A 15,220-nucleotide genomic window follows, 5' to 3' on the forward strand; every position below is an offset into this window, starting at 1 on the left:
GGGCTTGCTCGCGAAAGCGGTGGGTCAGCTTGCGTGTGTGTCGGTTGACACGCCGCCTTCGCGAGCAAGCCCGCTCCCACGTTGACCGAGTCAGGCTTGAGGCATGCGTTCCAGGCCGACAAACGGGCAGGCTGTCAGTAGCTCGCTGAGGCGTTGGCCGTCAGGTAGTTGGAGGTTCTCGGGCGCAAGTTCGGCCAGCGGATACAGCACAAACGCCCGCAGATGCATCTGATAGTGAGGCACCTTGAGGCGCGGCTCGTCGATCAGGCGATCGCCGAACAGCAAGATATCCAGGTCGAGTGTGCGTGGGCCCCAGCGTTCAAGGCGCTCGCGGCCCTGGTCGTTCTCGATGGCCTGCAAGGCGTCCAGCAGCTCCAGGGGGGTGAGGCTGCTGTCGAGGGCGGCAACCGCATTGGTATAGCGCGGCTGGCCCGGGAGCAGGGAGTCACTTTGATAAAAGGCGGACACACCGGCAACGTGGGTGCCGGGCAATTGCGCCAGCGCTTCAATGGCGCTGCGCAATTGCTGGTCCGGGGCAGCCAGGTTACTGCCCATGCCGATGTAGATACGTTCCACGTTTATTCGCCCGAGGTATCGGCCGCGCTGCGCTTGCGCTTGCTGCCACTGCGGCGGCGTTTTTTCGGGCCTTCGCCATCGCCTTTGCTGCCGAGGTCACGAATCATGTCGCGGCGCTCGCTGTCATTGGCGTCCTGGTAGTCGGTCCACCATTCGCCCAGGCCGTCGGTCTGCTCGCCGGCGCTTTCGCGCAGCAGCAGGAAGTCGTAGCCGGCGCGGAAGCGTGGGTTGTCCAGCAGCAGATCGGCACGTTTGCCGCTGCGGCGGGGCAGGCGCTCCTGCATGTCCCAGATCTCACGGATCGGCATGGTGAAGCGCTTCGGAATAGCGATGCGCTGGCACTGTTCGGCGATGAGTTCGTGAGCGGCTTCCTGCATGGCTGGAATCGGCGGCATGCCACGGTCTTGCAGACGCAGTACGCGTTTTGGCAAGGCCGGCCACAACAGTGCGGCAAACAGGAACGCCGGGGTTACCGGCTTGTTCTGCTTGATGCGCAGGTCGGTGTTGATCAACGCCTCGCTGATCAGCGTGTGGGTATAGGTCGGGTTGTGTTCCAGTGCTTCGGCGCTGGCCGGGAACAGTGGATCGAACAATTGCAGGTCGACCAACATTTCGAAGGTGTCCGCCGCGTAGCCCGAGAGAAACAGCTTGAGCACTTCTTCGAACAGACGTGCCGAGGGGATTTCCCGCAGCATCGGTGCCAGCTCGCGAATCGGTGCAGCAGTGTGCTTCTCGATGCCGAAGTTCAGCTTGGCGGCAAAGCGCACGGCCCGCAGCATGCGCACCGGGTCTTCCTGGTAACGCTGTGTCGGGTCGCCGATCAGGCGGATCAGGTTGTTGCGAATGTCGTGTACGCCATTGGCGTAATCGAGGATGCGCTCGCTGACCGGATCGTAATAGAGGGCGTTGATGGTGAAGTCGCGGCGCTGCGCGTCTTCTTCCAGGCTGCCATAGACGTTGTCGCGCAAGATGCGCCCGCTTTCGTTACGCGAAGACTGATTGGTGTCTTCCTCGTCATCGTTTTGCGGGTGGCCGGCGCGGAAGGTGGCGACTTCGATGATTTCGCGGCCGAAATGGATGTGCACCAGCTTGAAGCGGCGGCCGATGATCCGCGCATTGCGGAACTCGGCGCGCACTTGCTCGGGCGTGGCGCTGGTGGCGACGTCAAAATCCTTGGGCGTGATGTTAAGCAGCATGTCGCGCACGCAACCACCTACCAGATAGGCCTGGTAACCGGCGTTCTGCAAACGTTCGACGATATTCACCGCATAACGGCTGAATTGAGCACGTTGCAGCGAATGCTGGCTGCTATTGAGCACTTCAGGCGTGCTGCGTTTGTGTTGCGTACGACGCAAGGGAGAACGGAATGACTGGAACAACTTCTTCAGCATGGGATGCACTGTTTGAAGGAATGTTCGGCCATAACGAAGAATGACCGCATGATGGGCGGGGATTCTAGCATTTAGTCAGGGGATGGTGTAGGAACAAGCTGCAGGCCTTGCGCCATAAGCCTTAAAAGGTCAAATCCCGGAAACTACAAGGGGAGCCGAAGCTCCCCCAGAAGTAGTTGCGTGCTCTATTTTTATTATTGGTTGCGGGCTTCTTGTTTTTGTTGATCGCCCTCGCCATGAAGCTTCACCTTCATGACACTCCCAATCGGGAGCCAAGAGCAAACGGATTGCTTTGGTCGCTGTGTTGCTGATCTACGATCCAACCAGTTCAGGCTCTGCCTTAGGGCAGTTTTTGTTGTTCTCGGCCTGGTTGCGGGGCAAGCCCCAAATGCAACGCCTCTCCAAAAGAATCAGTTAGCTGCGCCTCCGCCGTGTTGTTTTTGTTATGCGTGAGTCGATTCGTCTTATTTTTATTGTCTTGTACAAAGCTTGTTATTGTTTTTGTACTAAGCATATAGCAGGGTGCGTGCCAACTTTTGTACCGACCAACAAAATCAGGGGGTTGAGGCGATTTTTGGTTTTTGACAGGCCAAAAAAAGCCGGGGCTTCGTTACCGTAAGCCCCGGCTTTTGTTACGCAAAAAATCAGCGGTAACAGTTTTTTCACAACTGAGGGTGTTACCTGTGGGGGAACACCCTCAACTCTCGCTGGCTACCCCGGTCTTGCGGCGTGGAATGCCCAGGCGCTGGCGGCGTTCCCACAGGCATTTACGGCTCACACCCAGTTTGCGTGCCAGTTCAGTCTCGGTCATGTGGTCCTGGTGTTCGAGGACGAAATGCTGGAAGTAATCTTCCAGTGACAAATCCTCAGTCGGCTCATGGCTGGTGTTGCTGCCACCGCCCTGTTGCGGGGCCAAGCCGATGAAATCGTCGTCTTCCAGGTCGCTCAGTTCGATATCAATGCCCAGCAACTCAGCGGAAATCTCCGGACTCTCCGACAGGATTACCGCGCGCTCGACGGCGTTTTCCAGTTCCCGCACGTTACCGGGCCACGAGTAATGCCGAATTGCCTGCTCGGCATCCGGGGCAAACTTGAGGTCGGTACGGTTGATGCGCGCGCTCTGGCGTAGCAGGAACGCGTTGGCGATCTCGTTGACGTCTGCGCCACGCTCACGCAGGGCAGGCAGCTTGAGAGCAATGACATGCAGGCGGTAATACAAGTCTTCACGGAACTGGCCGATCTTGGCCAGGCTTTTCAAGTCACGGTGCGTTGCCGCGATCAAGCGTACATCCACCTTTTGTGACTGCACCGAGCCCACACGGCGAATCTCGCCTTCTTGCAGCACGCGCAGCAATCGCGCCTGGGCTTCCAGTGGCAGCTCGCCGATTTCGTCGAGGAACAACGTGCCGCCGTCCGCTGCCTCCACCAGGCCAGCACGTCCAGCGCTGGCGCCGGTAAAGGCGCCTTTCTCGTGGCCGAACAATTCGGACTCTATCAGCGATTCCGGGATCGCCGCACAGTTCACCGAGATCATCGGCGCCTTGGCACGCTTGGACAGGTTGTGCAGGGCGCGGGCGACCAGTTCTTTACCGGTGCCCGACTCGCCCTGGATCAACACATTGGAGTCGGTCGGCGCTACTTTGCGGATCTTGCTGTACAGGTCCTGCATCGGTGGGCAGGAGCCGATGATGCCGATTTCGCCGTTGCTGTTATCAACCCCGGGTTTGTCAGCGGTTTTGCCGGCGGGGCGCTGTTCGGCAGGCGCACTGCTGGCCGACTGACGGTCGCGCAGGATACGGGCCACGGCCTGGAGCATTTCGTCATGGTCGAACGGCTTGGCGATGTAGTCCACCGCGCCCATCTTCATGGAGTCCACCGCCGAGCGCAGGCTGGCGTAGCTGGTCATGATCAGCACCGGCGTGCCCTGGCCAAGCTTGATCAGCTCAGTGCCCGGCGCGCCCGGCAGGCGCAGGTCGCTGACAATCAGGTCGAACGTGGGAATGCTGAAACGCTCCTGGGCTTCCTGCACCGAGCCAGCTTCGCTGACCTGGTACTGATTACGTTCAAGCAGGCGACGCAAGGCAGAGCGGATAATGGTTTCGTCTTCGACGATCAAAATGTGCGGCATTGATTCAATTCTCTCGACGGTCTCAGTTCACAGCGGACGTCGCTTCGACATGACGCGGCAAGGTCACCCGAATACGGGTGCCGCGTTGGCTTTCGGTGTCAGCCGGGCTGTCGATGGTGATTTGTCCATAATGCTCTTCAACGATGGAATAGACCAGTGCAAGGCCCAGACCAGTACCTTCACCTGGGTCCTTGGTGGTGAAGAAGGGTTCGAACAATCGGTCCATGATGTTCTGTGGAATGCCGCTGCCCTCGTCTTCGACGATCAGGTCGACCGTATGCTCGAAAGCCTCGGTCTTGACACGTACCGCGCCACCGGCCGGCGTTGCATCACGGGCGTTGGACAGCAAGTTGATCAGCACTTGGGCCAGGCGTTGCGAGTCGCCGTCGACCCAGTGTTCCGGGTCGCATAAATTGAAGAACTGTACTTCGAAATTGCGCCGGTTCAAGGCCAGCAGCCCAATGGCGTCTTGTGCCACTTCGGCCAGGCATACGGCTTCATCCTGATTCTGGTGCGCACCGGCGTGGGCGAAGCTCATCAGTGACTGCACGATGCGCGAGACACGCTTGGTCTGCTCAAGTATTTGCCCGCTGATTTCGGTGATTTCGCCGTCTTCTTCGCGTTCTTCCCGCAGGTTCTGCGCGAGGCACGCGATACCGGTGATCGGGTTGCCGATCTCATGGGCCACACCGGCTGCGAGGCGACCAATGCTGGCGAGACGCTCGGAGTGCACCAGCTTGTCTTCGAGCATCTGGGTTTCGGTCAGGTCTTCCACCAGTAGCACCAGGCCGCTATTACCGGGCGCCAGCGGTTCGTCGATGGCCGCTTTGTGCAGGTTGAGCCAGCGGGTCTGGCCGTCGAGGGCCAGGTGTTGCTTGTGCAAGTGCTCGTCAGGCAGGTTGATGAAGCCTTGCAGCAGTTCTTTCCACGGCTCGCCCAAGGTGTTCAGGCGCGAGCCGACCACCCGTTGCGCGGCGATGCCGGTGAGTTCTTCCATGGCTTTGTTCCACATCAGGATCTCCTGATCCTTGGCCAGGGAGCAGACGCCCATCGGCAATTCCTGCAGGGTCTGGCGGTGGTAGCGGCGCAGGGCATCCAGTTCGGCTGCAAGGCCGGTGAGGCGCGAGTGGTAGTCCTCCAGGCGGCTCTCGATGAAGTGGATGTCTTCGGTCACGTAGTTTTCGCCACCGGCCTTATAGGGCAGGAAGGTTTCCACCATGTCTTGGGACACGCTGGGCCCCATCAGCCCTGACAGGTTGGCTTCGATACGGTCGCGCAGGCGACGCAGCGCATACGGGCGGCGTTCGTCAAAGGGCAAGTAGAGGTCGCGCAATGCCTGTTCGACTTCTTTTTGCGCGGCCTTGGCGCCGAGGGGCTTGGCCAGTTGCGTGGCAAACTCCTGGGGCGAGGCGGCATGCAGTTCGCGGCGTTGTGGGCGGCGCACGTTATCAACCGCGCAGGCCTCGGCGGCGCTGGTTTCTTCGGGGCTGGCGTTGGTGAACAGCGAGATCAGGGTGAACATCAGCACGTTGGCGGCCAGCGACGCAATGGCTGCCATGTGCCAACTGGTGTCGTCCAGCACGTAGATCATGTTCAGCAGCGGGATGTAGAAGCCCTGCAAGTTGCCGACCAGCGGCAGCAGCATGGTCACGATCCACACCAGGATCCCCGCTAGCAGCCCGGCGATAAAGCCACGACGATTGGCCGTCGGCCAGTACAGCACTGACAACACGCCTGGCAGGAATTGCAAGGTGGCGACAAACGCGACGATGCCCAGGTTGGCCAGGTCCTGGCCCGCGCCCAGCAGCAGGTAGAACCCGTAGCCGGCCATGATGATCGCGACGATCAGTGCTCGGCGCGTCCATTTCAACCAGCGGTAGATATTGCCCTCAGCGGGCGGCTGGTACAGCGGCAGTACCAAGTGGTTTAGCGCCATGCCCGACAGCGCCAACGTCGTGACGATAATCAAGCCGCTGGCCGCCGACAGACCGCCGACATACGCCAGCATCGCCAGGGCCGGGCTATTGGCGGCGATGCCGATGCCCAGGGTGAAGTATTCGGGGTTGGTGGTGGCGCCCAGTTTCAGGCCGGCCCACAAGATTAGCGGTACCGCCAGGCTCATCAGCAGCAGGAACAGGGGCAGGCCCCAACTGGCGCTGACCAGCGAGCGCGGGTTGAGGTTCTCGGTGAAGGTCATGTGATACATGTGCGGCATCACAATCGCCGAGGCGAAGAACACCAGCAGCAGGGTGCGCCACGGGCCTTCCTGCAGCGGAGTATGCAAGGCGGCGAGGGCGGTCTGGTTCTGCAGCAGCCACAGTTCCAGTTGCTGCGGGCCGTCGAATACGCCGTAGAGCGCGTAGAGGCCGACGCCACCGATGGCGATCAGCTTGATGACCGACTCGAAAGCAATCGCGAAGACCAAACCTTCGTGTTTTTCACGGGTGGCGATGTGGCGCGAACCGAAGAAAATCGTGAACAACGTGATCAGCGCGCAGAAGGCCAGCGCGACGCGATGCTGCACGGGTTCGCGGGTGAGGATACTGATGGAGTCGGCCACTGCCTGGATCTGTAGCGCCAATAACGGCAGCACGCCGATCAGCATGAACACCGTGGTCAGTGCACCGGCCCAGGTGCTGCGAAAGCGGAAGGCAAACAGGTCGGCCAGGGACGACAGCTGATAGGTGCGGGTGATTTTCAGGATCGGGTACAGCAACACCGGCGCCAGCAGGAACGCACCGGACACCCCGAGGTAGCTGGAGAGAAAGCCATAGCCATATTGATAGGCCAGGCCCACCGTGCCATAGAACGCCCAGGCGCTGGCATAAACGCCGAGGGACAAGGTGTAGGTCAACGGATGGCGAATGATCGCCCGCGGAATCATTCCACGCTCACTGATCCAAGCCACCCCGAACAACGCAGCCAGGTAGGCAGCGCTGACGAGCAGCATCTGGGTGAGGCTAAAGCTCATCGGCATCTTTTTGGCTCTGCAGGATGAAAGTCACGACGATCAGGATCAACCACAGCAGATAAGGGCGATACCAGGCGCCCGTGGCGTCGATCCACCAATCCATGATGGCGGGAGAAAACAGGTAGATCCCGACGACCAGCAGCAGGACCAATCGATAGATGTACATGTTGGCCTCTGATTGAAAAACTGCGGCGATGGTAACGGATGCTTGGCAAGCTGCAAGGGGCTTCAGCTCAATTGCGCTTCGGCCAGCGTGAGTGTGCGCGGGATCAGTGTTGCATCCCAGTGCGCGATGCCCCAATCCAGCAGTTCCCGTGGGTTGGCGTGTAGCAGTTCATCGCCGGCTCGTTGGCCGAGGGCGCGCAGTGCTCTCAACAGCAAAGGCGTGGCTTGGTCGGGTGTCAACGGTGGGGAACGGTAGGACTTGCCCAATTTGTTACCGTCGGGCTGGATGATCAACGGCACGTGCAGGTAACGCGGTTGGCGCAGGCCCAGCAGTTCTTGGAGATAAAGCTGACGTGGTGTTGAGTCCAGCAGATCGGCGCCACGAACGATATCGGTCACACCTTGCCACGCGTCGTCGAGCACCACGGCGAGTTGATAGGCGTACAGGCCATCACGGCGACGGATGATGAAGTCGCCTACATCGCGGCCCAAGTGCTGTCGGAATTCGCCCTGCACGCGGTCAGTAAAGTGGTATTCCAGCTCCGGTACACGCAAACGGATGGCAGCGTCTTGCTGGTCATACCCGGCATTGCGGCATAGGCCGGGATAAATGCCGCTATAGGGTTCCAACTGCTTGCGCGAGCAAGTGCAGGCGTAAGCCAGGCCATGGTTGAACATATCGTTCAGCACCTTGGCGTAGGCATCATGCCGCTCGCTCTGTCGGACCAGTTCCCCGTCCCACTCAAAGCCGTAGCTTTCCAGGGCGTGCAGAATCGCCGCCTGGGCACCAGGTTCTTCGCGGGGAGGGTCGAGGTCTTCCATACGCATCAGCCAGCGACCTTGGTTGGCGCGGGCGTCGAGGTAGGAGGCGAGAGCAGCAACCAGGGAGCCAAAATGCAAATGGCCGCTGGGCGTAGGGGCGAAGCGCCCGGTATAGGTAGAGGCTGTCATGGGCCGGATACTACTGGAAAATCGGTAAACGCCAGAAACAAAAATGGGGCGTTGGTACGCCCCATTCGCTCAGCTCGGAAGGATTACTTGCCGACCTGTTTTTCCTTGATTTCAGCCAAGGTCTTGCAGTCTACGCAGAGGTCCGCGGTTGGGCGGGCTTCCAGGCGACGGATACCGATCTCGACGCCGCAGGACTCGCACCAGCCGTATTCTTCGTCCTTGATCAGCTGCAGCGTCTTGTCGATCTTCTTGATCAACTTGCGCTCGCGATCACGGGCGCGCAGTTCAAGGGCGAACTCTTCTTCCTGGCTCGCACGGTCGGCCGGATCAGGGAAGTTGGCTGCTTCGTCCTTCATATGGTCAACCGTACGGTCGACCTCCTGCATCAAGTCCTGTTTCCACTTGTTCAGGATCTTGGTGAAGTGCTCGCGCATGGGCTCGCCCATGTACTCCTCACCTTTCTTCTCTACGTAAGGTTCGAAGCCATTGAGGCCTTGAGTCTGCTGTTGCTTTGCTTGGGTGGACATGAATAGACCGCCTCTCACTCTTCTAATCCATTGCGCAGGATTGCAACGTCACCGACACCTGCCGGCCCTGCGGCTGCAAGCGGGCGAACTTACCAGATAGATTCGGGGTGCGCCACTCCCGGTTGTCGAGGCCCATGCCCCCCAGGTCGCAAACGCAAGCGGCCCGTCGTGGCTGAGTATGAATCGTCTCGAATGTTGATTTTAGTCGTTTTGCAGGCGCTTGCTCGGTTCATCTGGGACGGCCGAGCAGGCAATAGAACATGTTTTACCGTGAGGGTTCGGTAGAATCCTGTTTTTGTCCTCACCGTTAAGGAAGGCTAATGGCCCAGCCCTACAGTGCGCGCAGTCGCGCCATCGAACCTTTTCATGTCATGGCGTTGCTGGCACGTGCCAACGAGCTGCAGGCGGCCGGCCATGATGTGATCCATCTGGAAATCGGCGAGCCGGATTTCACCACGGCCGAGCCGATCATCCAGGCGGGCCAGGCCGCACTGGCCAACGGCAAGACCCGCTACACCGCTGCCCGTGGCCTACCGGAGTTGCGCGAAGCCATCAGCGGCTTCTACCAGCAACGTTACGGGTTGAATATTGACCCCGAGCGCATCCTGATCACGCCAGGCGGCTCGGGCGCGTTGCTGTTGGCCAGCAGCCTGCTGGTAGACCCAGGCAAACACTGGCTGCTGGCCGATCCGGGTTACCCGTGTAATCGGCATTTTCTGCGACTGGTGGAGGGCGCCGCACAACTGGTGCCGGTGGGCCCCGATGTGCGCTATCAACTGACCGCTGACCTAGTGACCAAGCACTGGAATCAGGACAGTGTAGGCGCGCTAGTGGCATCCCCGGCCAACCCGACGGGCACTATCCTCACGCGGGATGAGCTGGCCGGGCTTTCGAGCGCAATCAAGGCGCGCAACGGCCATCTGGTGGTGGACGAGATTTACCATGGCCTCACCTACGGCACCGATGCGGCCAGCGTGCTGGAAGTGGATGATGACGCCTTCGTCCTAAATAGTTTTTCGAAGTATTTCGGCATGACCGGCTGGCGCCTGGGTTGGTTGGTGGCACCGCCAGCCGCAGTCGGGGAGCTGGAGAAGTTGGCGCAAAATCTCTACATCAGTGCGCCAAGCATGGCCCAATATGCGGCGTTGGCCTGTTTCACCCCGCAAACCCTGAGCATCCTCGAAGAGCGCCGCGCCGAGTTCGGCCGTCGGCGCGACTTCTTGCTGCCGGCGCTGCGCGAGCTGGGTTTCGGCATCGCCGTCGAGCCGGAAGGGGCGTTTTATTTGTACGCTGATATCCGCAAGTTCGGCGGTGATGCCTTCGCGTTCTGCCGACACTTCCTCGAAACCGAGCACGTTGCCTTTACGCCAGGGTTGGATTTTGGCCGCTACCAAGCCGGTCATCATGTGCGGTTTGCCTACACGCAAAACCTCGATCGGCTACAGGAGGCGGTTGAACGAATCGCCCGTGGCTTGCAGAGTTGGCAAGGCTGATGCGCTTTCATCCTCCCCTCGAAGAAGGCCGGCTGATTCGCCGCTACAAGCGTTTTCTTACCGATATCGAAACCATTACCGGTGAGTTGCTCACTATTCACTGTCCCAACACCGGCTCGATGCTCAATTGCATGGTTGAGGGTGGGCAAGTCTGGTTCAGCCGCTCCAATGACCCCAAGCGCAAGCTGCCAGGTACTTGGGAGATCGCCGAGACGCCCCAAGGACGGTTGGCCTGTGTCAACACAGCGCGGGCCAATCAGCTGGTCGAAGAGGCCCTGCGCGCGGGGGTGATCACGGAACTCAATGGTTTTACCGCGTTGAAGCGTGAGGTGCCTTACGGCCAGGAGAACAGCCGCATCGATTTTCGCCTGGATTACCCGGACGGTGCCGCCTATGTCGAAGTCAAAAGCGTAACCCTGGGCTTTGACGGCTCCCCAGTGGCAGCCTTCCCCGATGCAGTCACTCAGCGCGGCGCCAAGCACCTGCGGGAGCTAGCCCATCTTGCGCGCGACGGTGTGCGGGCGGTGCAGTTGTACTGCGTGAATCTTTCGGGGATTGATGCGGTGCGCCCTGCCGTGGAAATCGATGCCGGCTACGCAGCGGCATTGCGTGAGGCCAAGGCTGCGGGCGTGGAGGTGTTGGCGTATGGCGTGCGGGTGACACCTGAAGAAATCTGCGTCGATCGGCGGCTGGACGTGTTGCTCGACTAGAGTTCTACCCACAAGCCCTGTGCATCTTCACGGCCGCGCAGGGCGGTGAGGTTTTGGCCAGCGCACGGGCCGGAAATGCATTCGCCACTTTCGATCAGGAACAATGCGCCGTGCGTGGCGCACTGGATCAGGCTGGCACTTGAATCGAGGAAGTGGTCGGGCTGCCATTCCAGCGGAATGCCGCGATGGGGGCAGCGGTTGATATAGAAGTAGGCAACACCGTCCCGGCGCACCGCCAACAATTTGCAACCATCGATTTCAAAACCAAGGCTGCTGTCTGGCGCGAGGGTGTCGGAGGAGCAGAGAAACTTCATTTCAATCCTTAAGTGCCTTGACGTTCAAATGCAAACAATTATCAAATGCCGGCTTCGCCCACTGGCCGCCTGGGCGCTCAATACGATGCCAGGCAGACGTTATCTGTCACATCGATGAGCGTTTGAGCGGCCCTGCCCTTGGAAGGAAACCCTGTTATGCGCCTGAGTGCCAGCGCTATTGCGCTTGTTGTCGGACTGCTGGTCAACCATGGGGCACAAGCCTCTGAACTGCCACAACGCTGGGTGAGTGCTGGTGGCGCGCTGTCGGAGTGGGTGACGGCCTTGGGCGGTGAGTCGAAGCTGGTAGGGGTCGATACCACCAGTCAACATCCCGAGTCCCTCAAGGCGCTGCCGAGCATCGGCTATCAGCGGCAGTTGTCCGCCGAGGGCATATTGAGCCTGCGCCCGCAGGTGCTGGTGGGCACCGAAGAAATGGGACCGCCGCCGGTGTTGGCGCAGATTCGCAGTGCGGGCGTGCAGGTTGAAATGTTTTCGGCGCAACCGGACTTGCCGACGCTGAAAGGCAACCTTCAACACCTGGGCAAGCTGCTGGGCAGTGAGGCCAAGGCCGACGAATTGTTCAGCGGATATGAGCAGGCGCTCGATCAGCAGAAGCGCTGGGTCGCCAAGGCGCAGGCCACGCAAAAGGCGCCGGGTGTATTGCTGTTGCTCGGTCACGCTGGCGGCAAACCGCTGATCGCCGGTAAGGACACGGCCGCTGATTGGGTGTTGCAGCAAGCAGGTGGGAATAACCTGGCGACCCATAGCGGCTACAAGCCGTTTTCGGTGGAGTCGCTGGCGGGGTTGAGTCCTGATGTGCTGGTGTTTGCCGACCGTGCCCTGACCGGTGACGCGGCGCGTGCGGCCCTGTTCAAGGAGAACCCCATCCTGGCCTCGACGCCTGCTGCCAAGAGCGGGCGGGTGTTTGAGCTGGACCCCACATTGCTGGTCGGTGGTTTGGGGCCGCGCCTGCCGCAAAGCCTTGTGAAGTTGTCTGCCGGGTTTTATCCGTCCCAAGCTAAGCCTGCCCCATGACCTCTCTGGTTAAACCGCGAACCTTGTTTATCGGGCTGGCGCTGTTGTGCGTATTGGCAATCTGGCTTTCATTGGCACTCGGGCCCGTTAGCCTGCCGCTGCTGGATACGCTCAGGGCGGCCTTGCGCTTGATGGGTATGCCAATCGAGGCGCAGGGGTTGGAGCAGGCGGAGCTGATCCTGGGGCAGATTCGTTTGCCGCGCACATTGTTGGGGCTGGCCGTCGGCGGCGTACTGGCGCTGTCGGGCGTAGCGATGCAGGGGCTATTCCGTAATCCGCTGGCGGATCCGGGGCTGGTCGGGGTGTCCAGTGGCGCGGCGCTTGGCGCGGCGATTGCGATTGTCGGCGGTTCGTATTTTGGTGGTTTGCCGGATGCGCTTGGGCCTTACCTTTTGTCGTTGTGTGCGTTTCTGGGTGGGTTGGGCGTAACGGCGCTGGTCTATCGGCTGGGACGGCGCAACGGCCAGACCAATGTCGCGACCATGTTGCTGGCCGGTATTGCCCTTACGGCGCTCGCCAGTTCGGCGGTGGGCCTGTTCACCTACCTGGCGGATGACGCCACCCTGCGGACCCTGACGTTCTGGAATCTAGGCAGCCTCAACGGCGCCAGCTACTCACGGCTATGGCCGCTGTTGCTGGTGAGTGCCGGTGTGGCGCTGTGGTTGCCGCGTCGGGCCAAAGCGCTGAATGCACTGTTGCTTGGCGAGTCCGAGGCCAGTCACCTGGGGATCGATGTTGAGGGACTCAAGCGTGAATTGGTGTTCTGTACGGCCCTGGGTGTGGGGGCGGCGGTGGCGGCAGCGGGCATGATCGGTTTTGTGGGGTTGGTGGTGCCGCACCTGGTGCGTTTGCTGGCGGGGCCGGATCATCGCGTGCTGTTACCCGCCTCGGTACTCGCGGGCGCAAGCCTGTTGCTGTTTGCGGACCTGGTCGCACGGCTTGCCTTGGCACCGGCTGAACTGCCTATCGGTATCGTTACCGCATTTATCGGTGCGCCATTTTTTCTTTACCTGTTGTTGCGGGGGCGTGCCTGATGTTGCGCGTGGAAGAACTGCAGATCCGTCGCGGTCGAAAAATCGTATTGGCGGATGTCACCCTGGATCTATTGCCTGGCGAAGTGCTCGGTGTGTTGGGGCCTAATGGTGCGGGCAAGAGCACATTGCTGGGGGCGTTGTGTGGTGAGTTGCAGCCGGATCAGGGCGGTGTGTTGTTGGACCAACGGCCGTTGAGCGAGTGGGGTGGGCCGCAGCGTGCGCAACGTCTAGCGGTATTGCCACAAACCTCGACATTGGATTTCGCTTTCCGGGTCGAAGAGGTGGTGGGTATGGGGCGATTGCCTCATCAAACCGGGCGCGTGCGGGACGATGAAATCATTGAGGCTGCCTTGCAGGCGGCAGATGTCGGGCACTTGAGTGGCCGTAGTTACCTGGCATTGTCTGGCGGCGAGCGCCAGCGCGTGCACCTGGCGCGAGTGTTGGCGCAGTTGTGGCCAGGTGAGGCGGGGCAGACGTTGCTGCTGGATGAACCGACGTCGATGCTCGATCCGTTACACCAGCACACAACCCTGCAGGCCATCCGTACCTTTGCCGATCGTGGCGCAGCGGTGCTGGTCATTCTCCATGACCTGAATCTGGCGGCTCGTTACTGCGATCGCATTCTGTTACTGGAGGAGGGACGTCCCCATGCGTTGGATACGCCAGTGCACGTCATGCGGCCTGAACCGCTGAAGGCCGTGTTTGGCTTGGATGTGCTGGTGCAGGCGCACCCGGAGCGTGGGCACCCGCTGATCATTGCGCGTTGACGCCGGCCAATTAAATGGCGGTTTTCGATGGGCAAAAAAAGACCCGGCAAGAGCCGGGTCAAATAACCGTGATTAGCCTGATGAGGAGATAATCTGAGAGTCCGAACCAATGGTCTTTCAGTTATCGGCTGATCTCGCGACCAGCTGTGATAATCATAACGATTCTCATTTGAGAGTCAACATTTGTTTTTGCACTGTTTTCTACTTTTGCCAAACGCTTGTGTGCGATGCCTGTAAATGCTGGGTGCGGTCGTCAATTTAATTTTTCTGCCGCGCCGCAATAGCGTCCAATTGACGGTTCAACGCTTCCTTGCGCTCTGCAGGAATGTCGTTCCAGTGCACATCCATCAAAGCCCCTTCGATTGCATACAGCAGCACTTTCGATGCCCGGAACCCGCGTGTTCGCACGGCACGGTAGGCATCAACCGCTCCCAGGCGACGTAAGTCGGATGCACTGTGGATGCCCACCGCATGCAGCCACTGTGCTGACGTCTTGCCGAGGTTTTTCAGGTGTTGCAGCTCATCGTTCATCAAGCCTCCTTGCGACGGCCGAATGGTTCGGTGGGAATCGTGACCAGGCAAGCCTGAAAAGGAGTGTAGCGCTCAGTAGGAAAAGTGCAGTTCTTTGGTCGGGAACGGCCTAAAAGCTTATAAGAATGGCGCGGGGATTTTGACGGAGGGCAGGCGCAAAGCCCGGTACGCTTAAGCGTAGCCGGGGCTTTAACAACGGTGATTATTTGGTGCGATAGCGCAGGCGAGTGCCGAAATTGACTGACATGAGGATCTCATCGGCGGTCAGTTCGGGAGGGAAGTAGGTGCCCGAGATCTGCGCATGGGCCAGGCTGGCGCCTTCCAATGAGCAATCGCGAAGGTCCAGGCCGCGCAGGTCGGCGGAACGGAAGTACGCATCTGTGAAATCCACGCCTGTGGCATTCAGTTCGCGCAGGTCCAACCCGCGGAAGTCGCCACCGCGCATGTCGATGACACCGTCTTTTGGTCGTTCCTGGTTGAAACCGCGAATATCGTCTTTATGCAGGAGCGAGTAGAGCGGGGTATCAAGAAGCTTGGGCTGACTCATGACGGCGACTCCTGTTGGATTTATGACGCCATTATAGTGCCACTATTTCTGGGGCGTGTGCCTTAGTAGGCCGCACGCCC

General features: G+C 60.0%; 15 protein-coding genes. 5 read left to right on the plus strand and 10 right to left on the minus strand.

The genetic code is table 11. The features are described from left to right. Positions 1–90: 90 nt before the first annotated feature. From folK to dksA, 7 genes are all read right to left on the minus strand, one after another. Entirely contained in the window at positions 91–576 is a 486-nt protein-coding gene (gene folK / locus HF257_RS23025) for a 2-amino-4-hydroxy-6-hydroxymethyldihydropteridine diphosphokinase (protein WP_185708478.1), read from the minus strand. A gap of 2 nt (positions 577–578) precedes the next feature. Continuing rightward, the gene (locus tag HF257_RS23030) at positions 579–1,967 is read right to left on the minus strand and encodes a polynucleotide adenylyltransferase PcnB (protein WP_185708477.1); all 1,389 of its coding nucleotides are present in this window, start codon (positions 1,965–1,967) and stop codon (positions 579–581) included. A 697-nt stretch (positions 1,968–2,664) separates the two neighbouring features. Next, on the minus strand, positions 2,665–4,095 hold the full coding sequence (locus HF257_RS23035) for a sigma-54-dependent transcriptional regulator (protein WP_185708476.1): 1,431 nt from the start codon (positions 4,093–4,095) through the stop codon (positions 2,665–2,667). Between the two features lie 22 nt (positions 4,096–4,117). After that, positions 4,118–7,072, minus strand: coding sequence for a sensor histidine kinase (locus HF257_RS23040; RefSeq protein WP_185708475.1), 2,955 nt, complete (start codon positions 7,070–7,072; stop codon positions 4,118–4,120). Next, positions 7,056–7,232, minus strand: a complete 177-nt coding sequence (locus tag HF257_RS23045) for a hypothetical protein (protein ID WP_003176118.1) — start codon at positions 7,230–7,232, stop codon at positions 7,056–7,058. Before HF257_RS23045 ends, HF257_RS23040 begins: the two co-directional genes overlap by 17 nt. Positions 7,233–7,294: 62 nt before the next feature. Continuing rightward, entirely contained in the window at positions 7,295–8,182 is an 888-nt protein-coding gene (gene gluQRS, locus HF257_RS23050) for a tRNA glutamyl-Q(34) synthetase GluQRS (RefSeq protein WP_185708474.1), read from the minus strand. A gap of 83 nt (positions 8,183–8,265) precedes the next feature. After that, positions 8,266–8,709, minus strand: a complete 444-nt coding sequence (gene dksA, locus HF257_RS23055) for an RNA polymerase-binding protein DksA (RefSeq protein ID WP_025857127.1) — start codon at positions 8,707–8,709, stop codon at positions 8,266–8,268. A gap of 320 nt (positions 8,710–9,029) precedes the next feature. Between dksA and HF257_RS23060 the strand changes: the two genes are divergently transcribed. After that, positions 9,030–10,202, plus strand: a complete 1,173-nt coding sequence (locus HF257_RS23060; RefSeq protein ID WP_185708473.1) for a pyridoxal phosphate-dependent aminotransferase — start codon at positions 9,030–9,032, stop codon at positions 10,200–10,202. Then, a complete protein-coding gene (sfsA, locus tag HF257_RS23065; RefSeq protein WP_185708472.1) occupies positions 10,202–10,912 on the plus strand; it encodes a DNA/RNA nuclease SfsA in 711 nt (236 codons plus the stop codon). The genes HF257_RS23060 and sfsA overlap by 1 nt, the downstream gene beginning before the upstream one ends. Here sfsA and HF257_RS23070 read toward each other — a convergent pair. After that, on the minus strand, positions 10,909–11,226 hold the full coding sequence (locus HF257_RS23070; RefSeq protein WP_185708471.1) for a Rieske (2Fe-2S) protein: 318 nt from the start codon (positions 11,224–11,226) through the stop codon (positions 10,909–10,911). The genes sfsA and HF257_RS23070 overlap by 4 nt on opposite strands. Positions 11,227–11,382: 156 nt before the next feature. Here HF257_RS23070 and HF257_RS23075 point away from each other — a divergent pair, with 156 nt between their 5' ends. The 3 genes from HF257_RS23075 to HF257_RS23085 are packed head-to-tail and all read left to right on the plus strand — an operon-like array spanning position 11,383 to position 14,062. Next, positions 11,383–12,261, plus strand: coding sequence for a heme/hemin ABC transporter substrate-binding protein (locus HF257_RS23075; protein WP_185708470.1), 879 nt, complete (start codon positions 11,383–11,385; stop codon positions 12,259–12,261). Continuing rightward, positions 12,258–13,295 (plus strand): FecCD family ABC transporter permease, encoded by a 1,038-nt coding sequence (locus tag HF257_RS23080; RefSeq protein WP_185708469.1) that lies wholly within the window; start codon positions 12,258–12,260, stop codon positions 13,293–13,295. Before HF257_RS23075 ends, HF257_RS23080 begins: the two co-directional genes overlap by 4 nt. Then, positions 13,295–14,062, plus strand: coding sequence for a heme ABC transporter ATP-binding protein (locus tag HF257_RS23085; protein WP_185708468.1), 768 nt, complete (start codon positions 13,295–13,297; stop codon positions 14,060–14,062). The genes HF257_RS23080 and HF257_RS23085 overlap by 1 nt, the downstream gene beginning before the upstream one ends. A 258-nt stretch (positions 14,063–14,320) precedes the next feature. Here HF257_RS23085 and HF257_RS23090 read toward each other — a convergent pair whose 3' ends face one another. Beyond that, the gene (locus HF257_RS23090) at positions 14,321–14,593 is read right to left on the minus strand and encodes a TfoX/Sxy family protein (RefSeq protein WP_185708467.1); all 273 of its coding nucleotides are present in this window, start codon (positions 14,591–14,593) and stop codon (positions 14,321–14,323) included. 202 nt (positions 14,594–14,795) lie between these two features. Continuing rightward, complete coding sequence (locus HF257_RS23095; protein WP_185708466.1) at positions 14,796–15,140, minus strand: pentapeptide repeat-containing protein; 345 nt, start codon at positions 15,138–15,140, stop codon at positions 14,796–14,798. Positions 15,141–15,220: the final 80 nt, after the last annotated feature.

The sequence above is a fragment of the Pseudomonas cremoris genome (assembly GCF_014230465.1).

Coding starts and splice junctions, on each gene's coding strand:
- HF257_RS23030 (WP_185708477.1), bottom strand. CDS start 1,967: ATGCTGAAGAAGTTGTTCCAGTCATTCCGTTCTCCCTTGCGTCGTACG.
- HF257_RS23045 (WP_003176118.1), bottom strand. CDS start 7,232: ATGTACATCTATCGATTGGTCCTGCTGCTGGTCGTCGGGATCTACCTG.
- HF257_RS23035 (WP_185708476.1), bottom strand. CDS start 4,095: ATGCCGCACATTTTGATCGTCGAAGACGAAACCATTATCCGCTCTGCC.
- HF257_RS23085 (WP_185708468.1), top strand. CDS start 13,295: ATGTTGCGCGTGGAAGAACTGCAGATCCGTCGCGGTCGAAAAATCGTA.
- HF257_RS23095 (WP_185708466.1), bottom strand. CDS start 15,140: ATGAGTCAGCCCAAGCTTCTTGATACCCCGCTCTACTCGCTCCTGCAT.
- HF257_RS23040 (WP_185708475.1), bottom strand. CDS start 7,072: ATGCCGATGAGCTTTAGCCTCACCCAGATGCTGCTCGTCAGCGCTGCC.
- HF257_RS23075 (WP_185708470.1), top strand. CDS start 11,383: ATGCGCCTGAGTGCCAGCGCTATTGCGCTTGTTGTCGGACTGCTGGTC.
- sfsA (WP_185708472.1), top strand. CDS start 10,202: ATGCGCTTTCATCCTCCCCTCGAAGAAGGCCGGCTGATTCGCCGCTAC.
- HF257_RS23090 (WP_185708467.1), bottom strand. CDS start 14,593: ATGAACGATGAGCTGCAACACCTGAAAAACCTCGGCAAGACGTCAGCA.
- HF257_RS23060 (WP_185708473.1), top strand. CDS start 9,030: ATGGCCCAGCCCTACAGTGCGCGCAGTCGCGCCATCGAACCTTTTCAT.
- HF257_RS23080 (WP_185708469.1), top strand. CDS start 12,258: ATGACCTCTCTGGTTAAACCGCGAACCTTGTTTATCGGGCTGGCGCTG.
- gluQRS (WP_185708474.1), bottom strand. CDS start 8,182: ATGACAGCCTCTACCTATACCGGGCGCTTCGCCCCTACGCCCAGCGGC.
- HF257_RS23070 (WP_185708471.1), bottom strand. CDS start 11,226: ATGAAGTTTCTCTGCTCCTCCGACACCCTCGCGCCAGACAGCAGCCTT.
- dksA (WP_025857127.1), bottom strand. CDS start 8,709: ATGTCCACCCAAGCAAAGCAACAGCAGACTCAAGGCCTCAATGGCTTC.